Origin of the sequence: Kitasatospora fiedleri (assembly GCF_948472415.1) — a bacterium.
GTDB classification, from domain to species: domain Bacteria; phylum Actinomycetota; class Actinomycetes; order Streptomycetales; family Streptomycetaceae; genus Kitasatospora; species Kitasatospora fiedleri.
In genome coordinates this window covers 5,345,010-5,362,711 of record NZ_OX419519.1, presented here as the reverse complement: position 1 = coordinate 5,362,711, position 17,702 = coordinate 5,345,010, and the positions used below count along the sequence as shown (strand labels likewise).

The 17,702-nt window shown below is 74.1% G+C and carries 9 protein-coding genes; 1 reads left to right on the top strand and 8 read right to left on the bottom strand.

The window, feature by feature from the left end:
• The first annotated feature begins 65 nt into the window (after window positions 1-65).
• Window positions 66-4,697 (top strand): ATP-dependent helicase, encoded by a 4,632-nt coding sequence (locus QMQ26_RS24550; protein ID WP_282202700.1) that lies wholly within the window; start codon window positions 66-68, stop codon window positions 4,695-4,697.
• Between the two features lie 334 nt (window positions 4,698-5,031).
• On the opposite strand, the gene QMQ26_RS24545 is transcribed toward QMQ26_RS24550, so the two are convergent.
• The 8 genes from QMQ26_RS24545 to QMQ26_RS24510 form a co-directional block, all read right to left on the bottom strand.
• Entirely contained in the window at window positions 5,032-5,400 is a 369-nt protein-coding gene (locus QMQ26_RS24545; protein WP_030457965.1) for a helix-turn-helix domain-containing protein, read from the bottom strand.
• Between the two features lie 317 nt (window positions 5,401-5,717).
• The gene (locus QMQ26_RS24540; protein WP_100840428.1) at window positions 5,718-6,206 is read right to left on the bottom strand and encodes a CinA family protein; all 489 of its coding nucleotides are present in this window, start codon (window positions 6,204-6,206) and stop codon (window positions 5,718-5,720) included.
• Window positions 6,199-6,831, bottom strand: a complete 633-nt coding sequence (gene pgsA, locus QMQ26_RS24535; protein ID WP_100840429.1) for a CDP-diacylglycerol--glycerol-3-phosphate 3-phosphatidyltransferase — start codon at window positions 6,829-6,831, stop codon at window positions 6,199-6,201. The genes QMQ26_RS24540 and pgsA overlap by 8 nt, the downstream gene beginning before the upstream one ends.
• Window positions 6,828-8,300, bottom strand: a complete 1,473-nt coding sequence (gene rimO, locus QMQ26_RS24530; RefSeq protein WP_282202699.1) for a 30S ribosomal protein S12 methylthiotransferase RimO — start codon at window positions 8,298-8,300, stop codon at window positions 6,828-6,830. Before rimO ends, pgsA begins: the two co-directional genes overlap by 4 nt.
• Before the next feature lie 82 nt (window positions 8,301-8,382).
• Window positions 8,383-9,240 carry a helix-turn-helix domain-containing protein gene (locus QMQ26_RS24525; RefSeq protein ID WP_282202698.1) on the bottom strand — a complete coding sequence of 286 codons (858 nt, stop codon included), beginning with the start codon at window positions 9,238-9,240 and terminating at the stop codon, window positions 8,383-8,385.
• Window positions 9,241-9,397: 157 nt separating this feature from the next.
• Window positions 9,398-12,106, bottom strand: coding sequence for a DNA translocase FtsK (locus QMQ26_RS24520; protein ID WP_282202697.1), 2,709 nt, complete (start codon window positions 12,104-12,106; stop codon window positions 9,398-9,400).
• 121 nt (window positions 12,107-12,227) lie between these two features.
• On the bottom strand, window positions 12,228-12,863 hold the full coding sequence (locus tag QMQ26_RS24515; RefSeq protein WP_100840723.1) for a response regulator: 636 nt from the start codon (window positions 12,861-12,863) through the stop codon (window positions 12,228-12,230).
• A gap of 201 nt (window positions 12,864-13,064) precedes the next feature.
• Entirely contained in the window at window positions 13,065-17,528 is a 4,464-nt protein-coding gene (locus QMQ26_RS24510) for a HAMP domain-containing protein (RefSeq protein WP_100840724.1), read from the bottom strand.
• Between the last annotated feature and the right edge of the window lie 174 nt (window positions 17,529-17,702).

The following is a 17,702-nucleotide window of genomic DNA, read 5'->3' as shown; positions in this document are numbered from 1 at the left end:
GCGCGGGGTTGGGTCAGACGGTGACCGTTCCGTGACCTGTCAGCGTGTCGGGGCACCATGGGGTCATGGCCTCCTCCGACGCTGACCCGCTGCACGGCTTCGCCCCGGCCACCCGGGCCTGGTTCACGGGCGCGTTCGCCGCGCCCACCGAGGCGCAGTCCCGCGCCTGGTCGGCGATCGGGCTCGGGACGGACGTGCTGGTGGTCGCCCCGACCGGCTCCGGCAAGACGCTGGCGGCCTTCCTCTCCGCACTGGACCGGCTGGCCGCCACCCCGCCCCCGGCCGACCCGAAGCGCCGCTGCCGGGTGCTCTACGTCTCCCCGCTGAAGGCCCTCGCGGTCGACGTCGAGCGCAACCTGCGGGCCCCGCTGGCCGGCCTGCGGCAGGCCAGCGTCCGGCTCGGCCTGCCGGAGCCCGAGGTCCGGGTCGGCATCCGCTCCGGCGACACCCCGGCCGCCGACCGCCGCCGCTTCGCCACCCAGCCGCCGGACATCCTGATCACCACCCCCGAGTCGCTGTTCCTGCTGCTCACCTCCGCAGCCCGGGAGGCCCTGCGCGGCGTCGACACGGTGATCCTGGACGAGGTGCACGCGGTGGCCGGCACCAAGCGCGGCGCCCACCTGGCGCTCAGCCTGGAGCGCCTGGACGAGCTGCTGGAGCGCCCGGCCCGCCGGATCGGCCTGTCCGCCACCGTCCGCCCGGTCGAGGAGGTCGCCCGCTACCTCAGCCCGCAGCGCGGTGCGGCGATCGTCCAACCCGGCGGCGACAAGCGCTTCGACCTGTCCGTGGTGGTCCCCGTCCCGGACCTGGCCGACCTGCCCGCCGCCCCGGCCGAGGAGACCGACCCGCAGCGGCAGGGCTCGATCTGGCCGCACGTCGAGGAGCGGATCGTCGACCTGGTGCAGGCGCACCGCTCGACCATCGTGTTCGCCAACTCCCGCCGCCTGGCCGAGCGGCTGTGCAACCGGCTGAACGAGATCGCCTACGAGCGGGCCACCGGCGCCCCGCTGCCCGGGGCGCACTCCCCCGCCGAGCTGATGGGCGGCTCCGGGGCGGCCGCGGGCGCCCCGCCGCTGCTGGCCCGGGCCCACCACGGGTCGGTGTCCAAGGAGCAGCGCTCGCTGGTGGAGGAGGAGCTGAAGGCCGGCCGGCTGCCCGCCGTGGTGGCCACCTCCAGCCTGGAGCTGGGCATCGACATGGGCGCCGTCGACCTGGTGGTGCAGGTCGAGTCCCCGCCCTCGGTGGCCTCCGGCCTGCAGCGGGTCGGCCGGGCCGGGCACCAGGTCGGCGCGGTCTCCAGCGGCGTGTTCTTCCCCAAGTACCGGGGCGACCTGGTGCAGTCCGCCGTGGTCACCGAGCGGATGCGGGCGGGCGCCATCGAGGCCCTGCGCGTCCCGCGCAACCCGCTGGACGTGCTGGCCCAGCAGCTGGTCGCGATCACCGCGCTGGACGTCTGGGACGTCGACGAGCTGCTCGCGCTGTGCCGCCGGGCCGCCCCGTTCGCCACCCTCCCGCGGTCCGCGTTCGACGGCGTCCTGGACATGCTGGCCGGCCGCTACCCGTCCGACGCCTTCGCCGAGCTGCGCCCCCGCCTGGTCTGGGACCGCGTCGCGGGCACCGTCACCGGCCGCCCCGGCGCCCAGCGGCTGGCCGTCACCTCCGGCGGCACCATCCCCGACCGCGGCCTGTTCGGCGTCTTCATCGCGGGCGCGGCCGGGTCCGATCCGAAGGCGGGGAAGAAGGGCGGCGGCCGGGTCGGAGAGCTGGACGAGGAGATGGTCTACGAGTCCCGGGTGGGGGACGTCTTCACCCTGGGCACCACCTCCTGGCGCATCCAGGAGATCACCCACGACAAGGTGCTGGTCACCCCCGCCCCCGGCGTCCCCGGCCGGCTCCCGTTCTGGAAGGGCGACACCCTCGGCCGCCCGCTCGAACTCGGCCGCGCCCTGGGCGCGTTCGTCCGCGAGCTCGGCGCCCTGGAGCCGGCGGCGGCCACCGCCCGGCTGCGCGCGGCCGGCCTGGACGACTGGGCCGCCGCCAACCTGCTCGCCTACCTCGCCGAGCAGCGCGAAGCCTGCGGCCACCTGCCCGACGACCGCACCATCGTGGTCGAGCGCTTCCGCGACGAGCTCGGCGACTGGCGGATCGTCGTGCACTCCCCGTTCGGCGCCCAGGTGCACGCCCCGTGGGCGCTGGCCATCGGCGCCCGGCTGCGCGAGAAGCACGGCCTGGACCCGCAGGTGATGCACGCCGACGACGGCATCGTGCTGCGGCTGCCGGACGCCGACCTGCTGGGCGACTTCCCCTCGGCCGCCCCGCCCACCGGTGACGCCCCGCCCACCGACGAGGCCCCGGTCGGCGCCGACGCCGCGGTCTTCGACGCCGCCGAGATCGAGCAGCTGGTCACCGACCAGGTCGGCGGCTCCGCCCTGTTCGCCGCCCGCTTCCGCGAGTGCGCCGGCCGCGCCCTGCTGCTGCCCCGCCGCAGCCCCGGCAAGCGCACCCCGCTGTGGCAGCAGCGCCAGCGCGCCTCCCAACTCCTGGAGGTGGCCGCCGAGTACGGCTCCTTCCCGATCGTCCTGGAGGCCGTCCGCGAGTGCCTGCAGGACGTGTTCGACGTGCCCGGCCTGGTCGAGCTGATGGGAGACCTGGAGTCCCGCGCGGTGCGGCTGGTCGAGGTCACCACCCCCGAGCCGTCCCCGTTCGCCCGCTCCCTGCTGTTCGGCTACGTCGCCCAGTTCCTGTACGAGGGCGACTCCCCGATCGCCGAGCGCCGCGCCGCCGCCCTGGCGCTGGACTCCCGGCTGCTGTCCGAGCTGCTCGGCCAGGCCGAGCTGCGCGAACTGCTCGACCCGCAGGTCCTCGCCGACCTGGAGGCCGAGCTCCAGCGGCTCACCCCCGAGCGCCGGATCAAGGACGCCGAGGGCGTCGCCGACGCGCTGCGCCTGCTCGGCCCGCTCTCCGAGGCCGAACTGGGCCTGCGCGGCGCCGAACCGCTGTGGGCGCTGGAGCTGGAGGCCGCCCGCCGGGCGATCCAGGTCCGGATCGGCGGCGCGCTGCGCTGGGCCGCGATCGAGGACGCCGGGCGGCTGCGCGACGCCCTCGGCACCCCGCTGCCGGTCGGCGTCCCCGAGACGTTCACCGAGCCGGTCAAGGACCCGCTGGGCGATCTGCTGGCCCGGCACGCCCGCACCCACGGCCCGTTCACCGCGCAGGACGCCGCCGAGCGCTTCGGCCTCGGCACCGCCGTGGTCACCGGCACCCTGCACCGCCTCACCGCCGCCGGCCGCCTGGTCCAGGGCGAGTTCCGGCCGGACGGCTCGGCCGCCGCCCCCGAGTGGTGCGACACCGAGGTGCTGCGCCGCCTGCGCCGCCGCTCGCTGGCCGCCCTGCGCCACGAGGTGGAGGCCGTCCCGGCCGGGGCGCTGGCCGCGTTCCTCCCGCAGTGGCAGCACCTGGCCGGCCACCGGCTGCGCGGCGCCGACGGCCTCTACCGGGTGGTCGAGCAGCTCCAGGGCACCGCGCTGCCCGCCTCCGCCCTGGAGAAGCTCGTGCTGCCCGCCCGGCTCGCCGACTACTCCCCCGCCCTGCTGGACGAGCTGACGGCGGCCGGCGAGATCGGCTGGTCCGGCGCGGGCGCGCTGCCCGGCAAGGACGGCTGGATCAGCCTGCACCTGCCGGAGAACGCCCACCTGCTGCGCCCCGAGCCGCTGCCGCTCACCCCGGGCCCGGTGCACACCGCCCTGCTGGAGGCGCTCACCGGCGGCTACGGCGCGTTCTTCCGCCAGCTCGCCGAGCGCGTCCCCGACACCCCGGACGCCGAGATCGCCGACGCCCTGTGGGACTTGGTCTGGGCCGGGTACGTCACCAACGACACCCTGGCCCCGCTGCGCGGCCTGCTCGGCTCCGGCCGCACCGCCGGGGCCACCGCGCACCGCGCGCCGCGCACCACCCCGCGCGGCCGCTACGGCGGCGCGGGGCGCGGCCTGGCCCGCCCCGCGGCCCGCACCGGCCCGCCGACCACCGTGGGCCGCTGGTCGCTGCTGCCCGCCCTCGACGGGGACCCGACGGTGCGGGCCGCCGCCCGGGCGCAGGCCCTGCTCGACCGGCACGGCGTGCTGACCCGCGGCACCGTGGCCGCCGAGCGGGTGCCCGGCGGCTTCGCGGGCGTCTACCGGGTGCTGTCCGCGTTCGAGGAGCGCGGCAAGGCCCGCCGCGGCTACTTCGTCGAGGGCCTGGGCGGCGCCCAGTTCGCCATGGCCGGCGCCGCCGACCGGCTGCGCTCGGTCAGCTCCCGGCTGGAGCGGGCGGCGGCCACCGAGTGGACGGCCGCCGCCCCCGACCAGGCCCCGCAGGCCGTGGTGCTGGCCGCCGCCGACCCGGCCAACGCGTACGGCGCGGCCCTGCCCTGGCCCGAGCCGCCCGCGGGCACCGCCGCCGCGCACCGCCCCGGCCGCAAGGCGGGCTCGCTGGTCGCCCTGGTCGACGGCGAGCTGGTGCTCTACCTGGAGCGCGGCGGCAAGTCCCTGCTCGCCTGGTCCACCGACGGCCCCGCGCTGGCCGCGGCGCTGGCCGGGCTGGCCGGGCCGCTCACCATCGAGCGCGTCAACGGCCACCCGGCCCTCACCAGCCCCCTGGGCGGGCACCTGGAAACGGCCGGTTTCCACCCCACCCCGAAGGGCTACCGGCTCAGGTAGCGGGGGCGGGGCGCGGGCGGTTCACCCGTCCGAGGGAGGGCTCCCCGCCCCGGGCGGCCCCGGCGGCGGGGGGTTCCCGGCGTCCGGGGTGTCCCCCCGTTTCCCGGGTTCCGGCACCAGCCTGGTGTGCACCGGGATCAGCCCCGCCCCCCACCAGCCGGCCGCGAGCATGCCGAGGGCGGCACCGCCGTGTATCGCGGTGCCGCCCCTCAGCAGCAGTATCAGGCCCAGACCGACCAGTGCCGTCGCACCGAGCAGCAGCGCACTGCGCGCACTCCGCATCGTGGCCCTCCTTCACCCGGCGCCCCGCGGTGGCGGGGCGGACGAGGTCCGGTCAGGCCGCCACCACGTCCATCGCCGCCTTGGGCGAGATGGACCCGGACCGGTCGACGCCGGGTGCCGGCAGCGGAACCGGTTCGAGCACCGGCCTCAGCAGATCACCCTCCGAGAGTGTCGCCATCGCCGCAAGTTCGGCGAGCGACAGTTCGTCGCTGACCTCCCGCATGACCTCCGACATCCGCACGTCGAGCGCGTCGCAGATGGCGGAGAGCAGCTCGGAGGACGCCTCCTTCTGACCCCGCTCGACCTCGGAGAGGTACCCGAGCGAAACCCTGGCAGCTGCCGACACCTCGCGGAGTGTGCGGCCCTGGCGCTGGCGCTGCCGACGCAGCACATCGCCCAGCAGGCGACGGAGCAGAATCATCGGTGCCTCCCTCCTCGGACTGCGGATCGAGATGTCACGACCCCACCGTACCGCCTTGCCAGCATCCCGTGCCGGGACCGGGGTCGTGTTCACTCTGGGCTGCAAGGCGCCCCCTCCCTGTTTCTTCCCCGCCGGGGCCGTCGAACCACCCGTGACGGGCAGATGTCCGGCTCCGGACGCGCGGTCGACGCCGGGTCGACGGATGTGCCTCCCGGCGGGGCCCCGCCCGGCCGGAGCATCCGGTGTAACACGTTCCCCCGGCGGGTGCGGTGGGTTCCCGGGTTTTCGGCCCGCCGCACCGGGTCTTTCGGCGAAGCTCAGCCGGGGCGGGACGCCAGGCGCCGCAGCAGCAGCTCCAGCGCGGCGTCCACCGAACCCTGCCGGATCGTGTCACGCCCACCCGACAACCGGAGCGGGAGCGCTTCTGTTCCCGCCGGTCCGGCCAGGGCCACGTACACGGTGCCGACCGGCTGCCCGTCCTGCGGCTCGGGCCCGGCCACGCCGGTGGTGGCCAGCGCCCAGTCGGCGCCGAGCAGCCGGCGGACGCCCTCGGCCATCTGCCGGGCCACCACGGGGTGGACCGGGCCGGACACGTCCAGCAGGCCCTCGTCGACGCCGAGCAGGGCGGACTTGAGGTCGGTGGCGTACGCGGTGACCGAGCCCCGGAAGACCGCGGAGGCCCCGGGGACGCCGACCAGGGCGGCGGCCAGCAGCCCGCCGGTGAGGGACTCGGCGACGGCCAGGGTGGCGCCGTCGGCCCGCAGCGCGGCCAGCGCCCGGGCCGCCGCGGTGCCGGGCTCACCCACCGCGGCGCTCCCGGGCGATGCCCTCGCGGCGCAGCCGGACGGCCTGGAGCAGGTAGTCGAGGCCGGTGGCCAGGGTGAGGAGGACCGCGACGCCCATCACCACGGCCCGGGCAGTGGCCAGCGGCCCGGTGAGCACCAGGACGTACATGCCGACCGCGGTGCCCTGGGCGAGCGTCTTGACCTTGCCGCCGCGGCTGGCCGGGATGACGGCGTAGCGGATCACCCAGAACCGCATCAGGGTGATGCCGATCTCCCGGGCCAGGATGACCACGGTGATCCACCAGGGCAGGTCGCCGAGCAGGGACAGGCCGATCAGGCCGGTGCCCATGATCGCCTTGTCGGCGATCGGGTCGGCGATCCGGCCGAAGTCGGTGACCAGGCCCTTGCTGCGGGCCAGCGCGCCGTCGAAGACGTCGGTGATCATCGCGACGGCGAAGGCCGCCCAGGCGAGGGCCCGCCACTTCGGGTCGTGGCCGCCGTCGGCGAACAGCAGCGCGGCGAAGACCGGGACGAGCACCAGCCGGAACATGGTCAGCACGTTGGCGATGTTCCACACGCCGGGCTGCGGCGGGACGGCCGCCGGGGTCGGCCGGGTGGCGGCCGGGGCGCCCGGCCCCTTCGTCATACGTCGGCTCCGGCGAGCTGCTGGACCTCGACGGCCCCGACGGCCTCGGCGACCAGGTCGACGCCCTCGGTGCCGGTCACCGTGGCCCGGTAGAACCGGCCGACCACCGCGTCCTCGACACCGAGCAGGGTGGTCAGGCCGTCGGTCTCCGGGGCCTGGTGGGCGGCCCGGCCCTCGACCACCCCGTCCTCGACCGACTCGACCAGCACCGTCACCTCGCTGCCGACCCGCTGTTCGGCGCGCTGCGCGGTGAGCTCCTCGGCGAGCTTGGAGAGCCGGGCGACGCGGTCGTCGACGACGTCCTGGTCGAGCTTGCCGTCGTAGCCGGCCGCCTCGGTGCCGTCCTCGTCGGAGTAGCCGAAGACGCCGATGGCGTCGAGGCCGGCGTGGGTGACGAACCGTTCCAGCTCCGCGAAGTCCTCCTCGGTCTCGCCGGGGAAGCCCACGATGAAGTTGGAGCGGGCGCCGGCCCCGGGGGCCTTGGCCCGGATCGTCTCCAGCAGGCCGAGGAACTGCTCGGTGGAGCCGAAGCGGCGCATCCGGCGCAGCACGGCGGGCGCGGAGTGCTGGAAGGACAGGTCGAAGTAGGGCACGACCTTGTCGGTCCCGGTCATCACGTCGATCAGGCCGGGGCGCATCTCGGCGGGCTGCAGGTAGCTGACCCGGACCCGCTCGATGCCCTCGACGGCGGCGATCTCGCTCAGCAGGGTCTCCAGCAGGCGGATGTCGCCGAGGTCCTTGCCGTAGGAGGTGTTGTTCTCGGAGACCAGGACCACCTCGCGCACGCCCTGCCCGGCCAGCCAGACGGCCTCGCCCAGCACGTCGCCGGGGCGGCGGGAGATGAAGGAGCCGCGGAAGGCCGGGATGGCGCAGAACGAGCAGCGGCGGTCGCACCCGGAGGCGAGCTTGATCGAGGCGACCGGGGCGTCGTCCAGCCGCTTGCGCAGGGTGCGCGGGCCGGAGGCGGGGGCCAGGCCGTCGGGGAGGTCCGCGGGGGCGCCGTGGCCGGGCAGCGCGATCTCGGCGGCGGCGGCCTGCCGCTCGACCGGGGTGAGCGGGAGCAGCTTGCGGCGGTCGCGGGGGGTGTGGGCCTCGACGTGGCCGCCGGAGAGGATGGTGTTCAGGCGGGTGGAGATGTCGGCGTAGTCGTCGAAGCCGAGCACGCCGTCGGCCTCGGGGAGGGCGTCGGCGAGTTCCTTGCCGTAGCGCTCGGCCATGCAGCCGACGGCGACCACGGCCTGGGTGCGGCCGTGCCCCTTGAGGTCGTTGGCCTCCAGCAGGGCGTCGACGGAGTCCTTCTTGGCGGCCTCGACGAATCCGCAGGTGTTGACGACGGCGACGTCGGCCTCGCTGGCGTCGTCCACCAGCCGCCAGCCGTCGGCCTCCAGTCGCCCGGCGAGTTCCTCGGAGTCGACCTCGTTGCGGGCGCATCCGAGCGTGACCAGGGCGACAGTGCGGGTTTCAGGCATGACGCCAAGATTAACGCGCGCCCCCCGGTGGAGTTCCCTCCGGAGGGCGCGCGGTTCGCTTCGGCGGGCGGATCGTCCCGGTTCAGCCCGCCTGCGGGTCGCCCGGGGTGTAGGTGAGGTGCACGACCTGGCCGTCCTGGCCGGCCGGGCCGAGGTCCTTGCCGTTGACGAACAGGTGGACGGCCCCGGCGTTGCCGATCACCAGGGTGATCTTCTTGGCGTCGGTGAAGGTCTGGTCCTGGCCGGCTTCCAGGTTGTTGGAGTAGAGCGACTTGCCGTTGCCGTCCTTGGCGGTGACCCAGCTCTTGTCCGACCCGGCGACCAGCTTGACGGTGACCTTGTCGGCGGGCGCGGCGGCGATCGCGGCGACGCTGCTCTCGGGGGCCGGCGGCTGCGCGGACGGGGAGGCGGTGGCCGGGGCGGGGACGCCGGAGGGCAGCGGGGCGCTGGCCGCGCCGGGCTGGTCGCCGCCGGAGGACGAGGAGCCGACCAGGTTGTAGCCGATCAGCATGACCACGGCGAGGATCGCCACCACCATCGCGGCGGTCCAGTTCGGCCGGTTGTGGTCCTTGACCTTGATCGGGCCGGAGTCGATCAGCTGGCCGGCGGTCGGCGCGGGCGCCCCGCCGTGCTCGGCGTCGTAGCGGGCGACCAGCGCCTCGCCGTCCAGGCCGACCTCGCGGGCCAGCAGCCGCAGGTGGCCGCGGGCGTAGAAGGCGCCGCCGCAGCGGTCGAAGTCGTCGGACTCGATGGCGTGCACGATCGGCACCCGGATTCTGGTCCGGGTGCTGACCTGGTCGACCGTCAGGCCCGCGTCGATCCGGGCCCTGGCGAGCAGCCGCCCGATGCTCGGCCCGCCGGCGGTACGGCTCGGCTCCTCGGCGGCGGCGGGCGCGGAGGCGTCGGGGGCGGAACTGCGGGGGGACTTGCCGATGGTCACTGGGCACGCCTTTCGAGCGGAGGCCACCTGCTGAAGCACCAGTCTAGGGGTGGGGGCGGAACGTTTCTCAACCGGAGGGGGCCCGAACGTGCCACAGTCTCGCAACAGAACTTGACGGGCGGTCACCGCGGTCTCCGGTCGTGCGGCCGCCCGCCGCCTACCCCCGGAGGGTCACCAGTACACCGTCCAGTTCGTCCGGCTTGACCAGCACGTCGCGGGCCTTGGAGCCCTCGCTGGGGCCGACGATGCCGCGGGACTCCATCAGGTCCATCAGCCGGCCCGCCTTGGCGAAGCCGACCCGCAGCTTGCGCTGGAGCATCGAGGTCGAGCCGAACTGGGTGGTGACGACCAGCTCGGCGGCCTGGATCAGCAGGTCGAGGTCGTCGCCGATCTCCTCGTCGATCTCCTTCTTGGGGCCGCCGCCGACCACCACGTCGTCGCGGTAGCGGGCGGCCAGCTGGTCCTTGCAGTGCTGGACGATCTTGGCGATCTCCGCCTCGGTGACGAAGGCGCCCTGCATCCGGACCGGCTTGGAGGCGCCCATCGGCAGGAACAGCGCGTCGCCCTTGCCGATCAGCTTCTCCGCGCCGGGCTGGTCGAGGATGACCCGGGAGTCGGCCATCGCCGAGGTGGCGAAGGCCAGCCGGGACGGCACGTTGGCCTTGATCAGGCCGGTGACCACGTCCACCGAGGGGCGCTGGGTGGCCAGCACCAGGTGGATGCCGGCGGCGCGGGCGAGCTGGGTGATCCGGACCACCGAGTCCTCGACGTCGCGCGGGGCGACCATCATCAGGTCGGCCAGCTCGTCGACGATCACCAGCAGGTACGGGTAGGGCGACAGCTCGCGCTCGCTGCCCGGCGGCGGCTGCACGGTGCCGGCCCGGACGGCGGCGTTGAAGTCGTCGACGTGCCGGAAGCCGTAGGCCGCCAGGTCGTCGTAGCGCATGTCCATCTCGCGCACCACCCACTGGAGCGCCTCGGCGGCCTTCTTCGGGTTGGTGATGATCGGCGTGATCAGGTGCGGGATGCCCTCGTACGCGGTCAGCTCGACCCGCTTGGGGTCGACCAGCACCATCCGGACCTCGTCGGGGGTGGCGCGCACCAGCACCGAGGTGATCAGGCAGTTGATGCAGGAGGACTTGCCCGCGCCGGTGGCGCCGGCCACCAGGACGTGCGGCATCTTCGCCAGGTTGGCCATCACGGTGTGGCCCTCGACGTCCTTGCCCATGCCGACCACCATCGGGTGGGTGTCCTCGGCGGCGGTGCGCGAGCGCAGCAGGTCGCCGAGGGTGACCATCTCCCGGTCCCGGTTGGGGATCTCCACGCCGACCGCGGACTTGCCGGGGATCGGCGAGATGATCCGCACGTCGGGGGTGGCCACCGCGTAGGCGATGTTCTTCGCCAGCGCGGTGATCCGCTCGACCTTCACGGCGGGACCGAGCTCGACCTCGTAGCGGGTCACCGTCGGGCCGCGGGTGAAGCCGGTGACCCGCGCGTCGACCTTGAACTCGGCGAACACGCCGCTGAGTTGGGCCACCACGTCGTCGTTGGTCTGGGACCGGGCCTTGGCCGGGGCGCCGCGCTCCAGCAGGTCCAGCGGGGGCAGCGCGTAGGTGACGTCGCCGGAGAGCCGGAGCTGCTCCATCCGGGCCGGGGCGGCGCCGTGGCCCTCGGGGGCGGCCGGGGCGGCCGGGGTGTCCGAGGCCCGGGCGGCGGGCACCTCGGGCGTCCAGGGCTCCTCCGGGGGCGCGGTGTTGTCCTTGACCTGGCCGATCATGCTGGCCACCGCGGGCGAGCCGGGCACCCCGTACAGCAGCGCGCCGTCCAGGTCGGCGGCGACCCCGGCCGCGATGTCCCGGGTCTGGTACGGGTCCTTCTCCAGCGGGAGCGGCTCGGTGGGCTCCAGGCCCCCGTCGCCCTCGCCCTTGCGGCGGCGGCGCCGGCGGCGGGCGGAGAGCTCGTCGCTCTCGACGGTGATCGGCAGCGCGTCCGGGTCGGCGTCCTCGGGCGGGGCGGTGGAGTAGGCCCGCTCGGCGTCGGACGCCTCGGCCTCCTCCGGGTCGCCGGGCAGCGGCTCGACCACGCCCAGGCGCACGCCGAGCAGCCGCAGCCGCTCGGGGATGCGGTTGACGGGCGTGGCGGTGACCACCAGCAGGCCGAAGAAGGCGACCAGCAGCAGCAGCGGGACGGCCAGCGGCGGGCCGGCCGCGGCCATCATCGGGGTGGACGCGGCCCAGCCGATCAGCCCGCCGGCCTGCCGGATCTTCGTGGCGCCGGCGCCCATCGCGGGCGCGCCGCAGCCGATGTGCACCAGGCCCAGGACGCCGACCACCAGGGTGCTCAGGCCGATCGCGATCCGGCCGTTGGCCTCGGGGAGCTCGGGGTGGCGCATCAGCCGGACGGCGAGCGCGCCGAACAGGAACGGCACCAGCACGTCGAGCCGTCCGAACAGGCCGGAGACCACGTTGGTGGCGGCCTCGCCGAGCCAGCCCTGCGGACTGAACCACGTCCCGGCGGCGGTCACCAGGGCCAGCGCCAGCAGCAGCAGCGCCACGCCGTCCTTGCGGTGCTCGGGGTGCAGGTTGCGGGCGCCGTGGCCGAAGCCGCGGAACAGCGCGCCCACCGGGTGCGCCAGGCCCAGCCAGAGGGCGCGGAGGGCGCGGAAGAGTATCGGCCGCCTCGGCGGGGCCGGCGGGGGCGGCGGCGCGGCCGGGGCCCGCCGGGCCGGGGCGGCCTTCTTCGCCGGGGCCTTCCTGGCGGGCGCCTTGGCCGCGGCGGCCCTGGCGGGCGCCTTCTTGGCCGGCGCGCCCTTGGCCGGCCCGGGCTTGCTGGTGCGTGCGGCGCTTCCGGGCGTTCGTGTGGCCATGGGGGGCAGCCTACCGGCGCGCCCGGGCCGGGGACATGCGCGGGCGCACTTCGGCGGGTTGTGTCGCCGACGCGCCGTCAGCCGCCCGGGAACCACCCGGACGGGCGACGCCGACGTCCCGTCAGGGGGAGCCGGGGCGCAGCGCGTCGAGCGCCCCGCGCAGGCCGGCGATCTTCCGCTCCAGGTGCGCGGCGGTGGCGGCGGCGCCGCCGTCCGGGCCCGCGTCGAGCTGCTTGGTGAGCGCCTCGGCCTGCTCCTCGACTGCGGCCAGCCGGGCCGACAGCTCGCCGAGCAGCGCCCCGCCGATGGCCGGCTCCTCGCCCGCCTCCAGTTGCAGGCGCAGCAGCGCGGCCTGCTCCTTGAGCTGGGTGTTCTTCTGGTACAGGTCGACGAAGACGGAGACCTTGGCCCGCAGCACCCACGGGTCGAAGGGCTTGGAGATGTAGTCGACCGCGCCGGCCGCGTAGCCCCGGAAGGTGTGGTGCGGTCCGTGGTTGATCGCGGTCAGGAAGATGATCGGGATGTCCCTGGTCCGCTCGCGGCGCTTGATGTGCGCCGCGGTCTCGAACCCGTCCATGCCGGGCATCTGGACGTCCAGCAGGATCACCGCGAAGTCGTCGGTGAGCAGAGCTTTGAGCGCTTCCTCGCCGGAGGCGGCGCGCACCAGGGTCTGGTCGAGCGCGGAGAGGATCGCCTCCAGGGCGAGCAGGTTCTCCGGACGGTCGTCGACCAGGAGGATCTTCGCCTTCTGCACCAGGACCCGCCCTCCTGCCGGTTGTTTCCCGTGGGCCGGCACCTTCGTGCCGCCCATCACTGCCCCGGTCATGCTAGCCGTACCCCCTCGCCTGCCACAGGCCCGGTGCCGGGCGTCACCGTACGGTCACTGTTGGCAACGACGGGTGACCTTACCGGGTTCCCGCCCGCGGGGGCCAGCCGGAGCGGCCCCCGCGGGCGGCGGTCACCTGACAGGCAGGTGCTGGCGCATCACCGCCAGCAGGTGGTCGGTCTCCACCGGCTTGGTGATGTGGTCGGTGGCGCCCGCCTGGAGGCTCTTCTCGCGGTCGCCCTTCATCGCCTTGGCGGTCAGCGCGATGATCGGCAGGCCGGAGAACCGGGGCATCCGGCGGATCTGCTCGGTGGTCGCGTAGCCGTCCAGCTCGGGCATCATGATGTCCATCAGCACCAGGGCGACGTCCTCGTGCTGCTCCAGCATCTCGATGCCCTCGCGGCCGTTCTCGGCGTACAGCACGGTCAGGCCGTACTGCTCCAGCACGCTGGTGAGGGCGAACACGTTGCGGATGTCGTCGTCGACGATCAGCACCCGCTCGCCGTCGAAGCGCGGCGGGGCGGCGGCCGGGCGGGACGGCTCGCCCTGGCGCGGGACGGTCTCCTCGGCGGGGCGGGGGGCGTCGGCGGGGCGGCGGCGCTCGACGGTGGAGCGGCGGCGCTCCTCGACCAGGCCGCGGGCCTCCTGGGTCCACTGCTCGGCGGGGGTGCGGGGGGCTTCGAGGGCGCGCGGGGCGCCGCCGCGCTCCAGGGTGACCGGCTCGGGGCCCTCGCTGCGCAGCGGCAGGTAGAGGGTGAAGGCGGAGCCGCGGCCCAGTTCGCTCTCGACGTGGATCTCGCCGCCGAGCAGCCGGGCGATCTCCCGGCTGATCGACAGGCCCAGGCCGGTGCCGCCGTACTTGCGGCTGGTGCCGCCGTCGGCCTGCTTGAACGCCTCGAAGATCTCCCGGAGCTTGTTGCCGGGGATGCCGATGCCGGTGTCGGAGACCGAGAAGGCGATCAGCGGCTCGTCCGGGTCGGCCATGGTGCCGGACTCCAGCAGCTGCTCGCGCACGTGCTGCGGGATCTCCTGGCCGGCCACCGGGCGGATCATCAGCTCGACCGCGCCGGCGTCGGTGAACTTCACCGCGTTGGACAGCAGGTTGCGCAGCACCTGCTGGAGGCGCTGCTCGTCGGTGTGCAGGGTGACCGGCAGGTCCGGGGAGACCCGGACCGCGAAGTCCAGGTTCTTCTCGGCGGCCAGCGGCCGGAACGCGGCCTCCACGTAGTCGACCAGCTGGACGAGCGCGATCCGGGCCGGGCGGACGTCCATCTTGCCCGCCTCGACCTTGGACAGGTCGAGGATGTCGTTGATCAGCTGGAGCAGGTCGCTGCCCGCGCCGTGGATGGTCTCGGCGAACTCGACCTGCTTGGCCGACAGGTTGCCCTCGTTGTTGTCGGAGAGCAGCTTGGCCAGGATCAGCAGCGAGTTGAGCGGGGTGCGCAGCTCGTGCGACATGTTGGCGAGGAACTCGCTCTTGTAGCGGGAGGCCAGGGCGAGCTGCTCGGCGCGCTCCTCCAGGATCTGCCGGGCCTCCTCGATCTCGCTGTTCTTGATCTCGATGTCGCGGTTCTGCTGGGCGAGTTGCTCGGCCTTCTCCTGCAACTCCTCGTTGGTGCGCTCCAGTTCCTCCTGGCGTGCCTCCAACTCGGCCGAGCGCATCGAGAGTTCGGCGGTCAGCCGCTGGGACTCCAGCAGCAGTCCCTCGGTCTTGGTGTTGACCGAGATGGTGTTGACGGTGACGCCGATCTGGTCGGCGATCTGGTTCAGGAAGTCCAGCGCGACGGTGGTGAAGCTGGAGAAGGTGGCCAGTTCGATCACGCCGAGCAGCCGGCCCTCGAACAGCACCGGCATCACCACCACGTGCGCCGGGGAGGACTCGCCGAGGCCGGAGGAGATCTTCAGGTAGCCGGGCGGGGTCTCCTTGAGCACGATCGGCCGCTTCTCCACGGCGGCCTGCCCGATCAGGCCCTCGCCGAGCCGGAAGGTGGTGGGCATGGTGCGCCGGTGGTAGCCGTAGGAGCCGATCAGGCGCAGCACGATGTCGTTCTCGTCGTCGTCCTCGGTGACGAGTTCGGCGGTGCGCCCGGCGGGCTGGGCGAGGAAGAAGGCACCGTGCTGGGCGGAGACCACCGGGGTCAGCTCGCTCATGATCAGCGAGGCGACGGCGGACAGGTCGCGGCGGCCCTGGAGCAGGCCGGACATCCGGGCCAGGTTGGACTTGAGCCAGTCCTGCTCCTTGTTGGTCCGGGTGGTCTCGCGCAGGTTGGCGATCATCTGGTTGATGTTGTCCTTGAGCTCGTCGAGCTCGCCGGACGCGTCCACGTTGATCCGGGGCGACAGGTCGCCCCGGGTGACGGCGGTGGCGACCTGGGCGATCGCGCGCACCTGCCGGGTCAGGTTGTTGGCCAGCTCGTTCACCGACTCGGTGAGGTCCTGCCAGGTGCCGGCCACGCCGGGGACGCGGGCCTGGCCGCCGAGCCGGCCGTCGGTGCCGACCTCGCGGGCGACCCGGGTGACCTCGTCGGCGAACGCGCCGAGCTGGTCGACCATGGTGTTGATGCTGGTCTTGAGCTCCAGGATCTCGCCCCGGGCGTCGACGTCGATCTTCTGCGAGAGGTCGCCGCGGGCCACCGCGGTGATCACCAGGGCGATGTTGCGGACCTGGCCGGTGAGGTTGTTGGCCATCAGGTTGACGTTCTCGGTCAGGTCCTTCCAGATCCCGGCCACGCCCGGGACGCCGGCCTGGCCGCCCAGGATGCCGTCGGTGCCGACCTCGCGGGCGACGCGGGTGACTTCGACGGCGAAGGCCGACAGCTGGTCGACCATGGTGTTCAGGGTGCCGGCCAGCGCGGCGACCTCGCCGGCCGCGTCGATGGCGATCTTCTTGGACAGGTCGCCGCGGGCCACCGCGGAGGCGACCTCGGCGATGTTGCGGACCTGGCTGGTCAGGTTGGACGCCATCAGGTTGACGTTGTCGGTCAGGTCGCGCCAGATGCCGGAGACGCCGGAGACCCGGGCCTGGCCGCCCAGGATGCCGTCGGTGCCGACCTCGCGGGCCACCCGGGTGACCTCGTCGGCGAACGCGGACAGCTGCTCGACCATGGTGTTGACGGTGGTGACGAGCTCGCGGATCTCGCCCTTCGCGTCGACGGTGATCTTCTTGGAGACGTCGCCGCGGGCCACCGCGGTGGTCACCTCGGCGATCGAACGCACCTGGCTGGTCAGGTTGTTGGCCATCAGGTTCACCGAGTTGGTGAGGTCCTTCCAGGTGCCGGAGACCCCGGGCACGCTGGCCTGGCCGCCCAGGATGCCCTCGGTGCCGACGTCCCGGGCGACCCGGGTCACCTCGTCGGCGAACGAGGAGAGCTGGTCGACCATGGTGTTGATGGTGTTCGTCAGCTCCAGGATCTCGCCCCGGGCGTCCACCTGGATCTTCTGCGACAGGTCGCCCCGGGCGACCGCGGTGGTGACCTGCGCGATGTTGCGGACCTGGCTGGTCAGGTTGTTCGCCATCGAGTTGACGTTCTCGGTCAGGTCCTTCCAGACGCCGGCCACCCCCGGCACCTGGGCCTGCCCGCCGAGGATGCCCTCGGTGCCCACCGCGCGCGCCACCCGGGTCACCTGCTCGGCGAACCCGGACAGCTGGTCGACCATCGTGTTGATGGTGTTCTTCAGCTCCAGGATCTCGCCCCGGGCGTCGACCTCGATCTTGCGCGACAGGTCGCCCTTGGCGACCGCGGTGGTCACCTCGGCGATGTTGCGGACCTGCGCGGTCAGGTTGGCGGCCATGAAGTTCACCGAGTCGGTGAGGTCGCGCCACACGCCGGCCACGCCCGACACCTGCGCCTGGCCGCCGAGCCGGCCCTCGGTGCCCACGTCGCGGGCCACCGTGGTGACCTGCGCGGCGAACGAGTTGAGCTGGTCCACCATGGTGTTGACGGTGTTCTTCAGCTCCAGCATCTCGCCGTCGACGTCGACGGTGACCTTGCGCGACAGGTCGCCGCGGGCCACCGCGGTGGTCACCTCGGCGATGTTGCGGACCTGCGCGGTCAGCCGGCCCGCCATGGTGTTGACCGAGTCCGACAGGTCCTTCCAGGAGCCGGAGACGCTGCGCACCCGGGCCTGGCCGCCGAGCTTGCCCTCGGTGCCGACCTCGATCGCCACCCGGGTCACCTCGTCGGTGAACTCCGACAGTTGGTCGACCAGGCCGTTGACCGTCCGGCCGACCTTCAGGAACTCGCCGCGCAGCGGGTAGCTCGCCCCGGTGGTGTGCAGCGAGCGCAGCTCCATGGTCTGGGTCAGGTCGCCCTCGGCGATCGAGGACAGCACCCGGCCGACCTCGGCCATCGGCCGGGCCAGGTCGTCGATCAGCGCGTTGCAGTTGTCCACGGCGGCCATCCAGGCGCCCTCGCCGACCCCGGTCTCCAGCCGCTCCGAGAGCCGGCCCTCGCGGCCCACCGCCCGCCGCACCCGGGCCAGTTCACCGGTGAGGTGCTGGTTGCGCTCGGCGACCTCGTTGAACACCGCGGCGATCTCGGCCAGCAGGCCGTCGCCCGGGAAGGTCAGCCGGCGCCGGAAGTTGCCGTCGCGCATCGCGGTCAGCGCGGTCAGCAGCTTGCGCAGCTCCGCGGGCTCCGCGCCGCGCCCCGGCCCCGGGCGCCGCCCGCCGCCGGCCCGCGACGGCGGCACCGGGCGGGCGCCGCGCGCAGCGGCGGTCGTCGTACCGGACACGTCCTTGGTCGCCGAACTCAACGGGGCCCTCCCAGG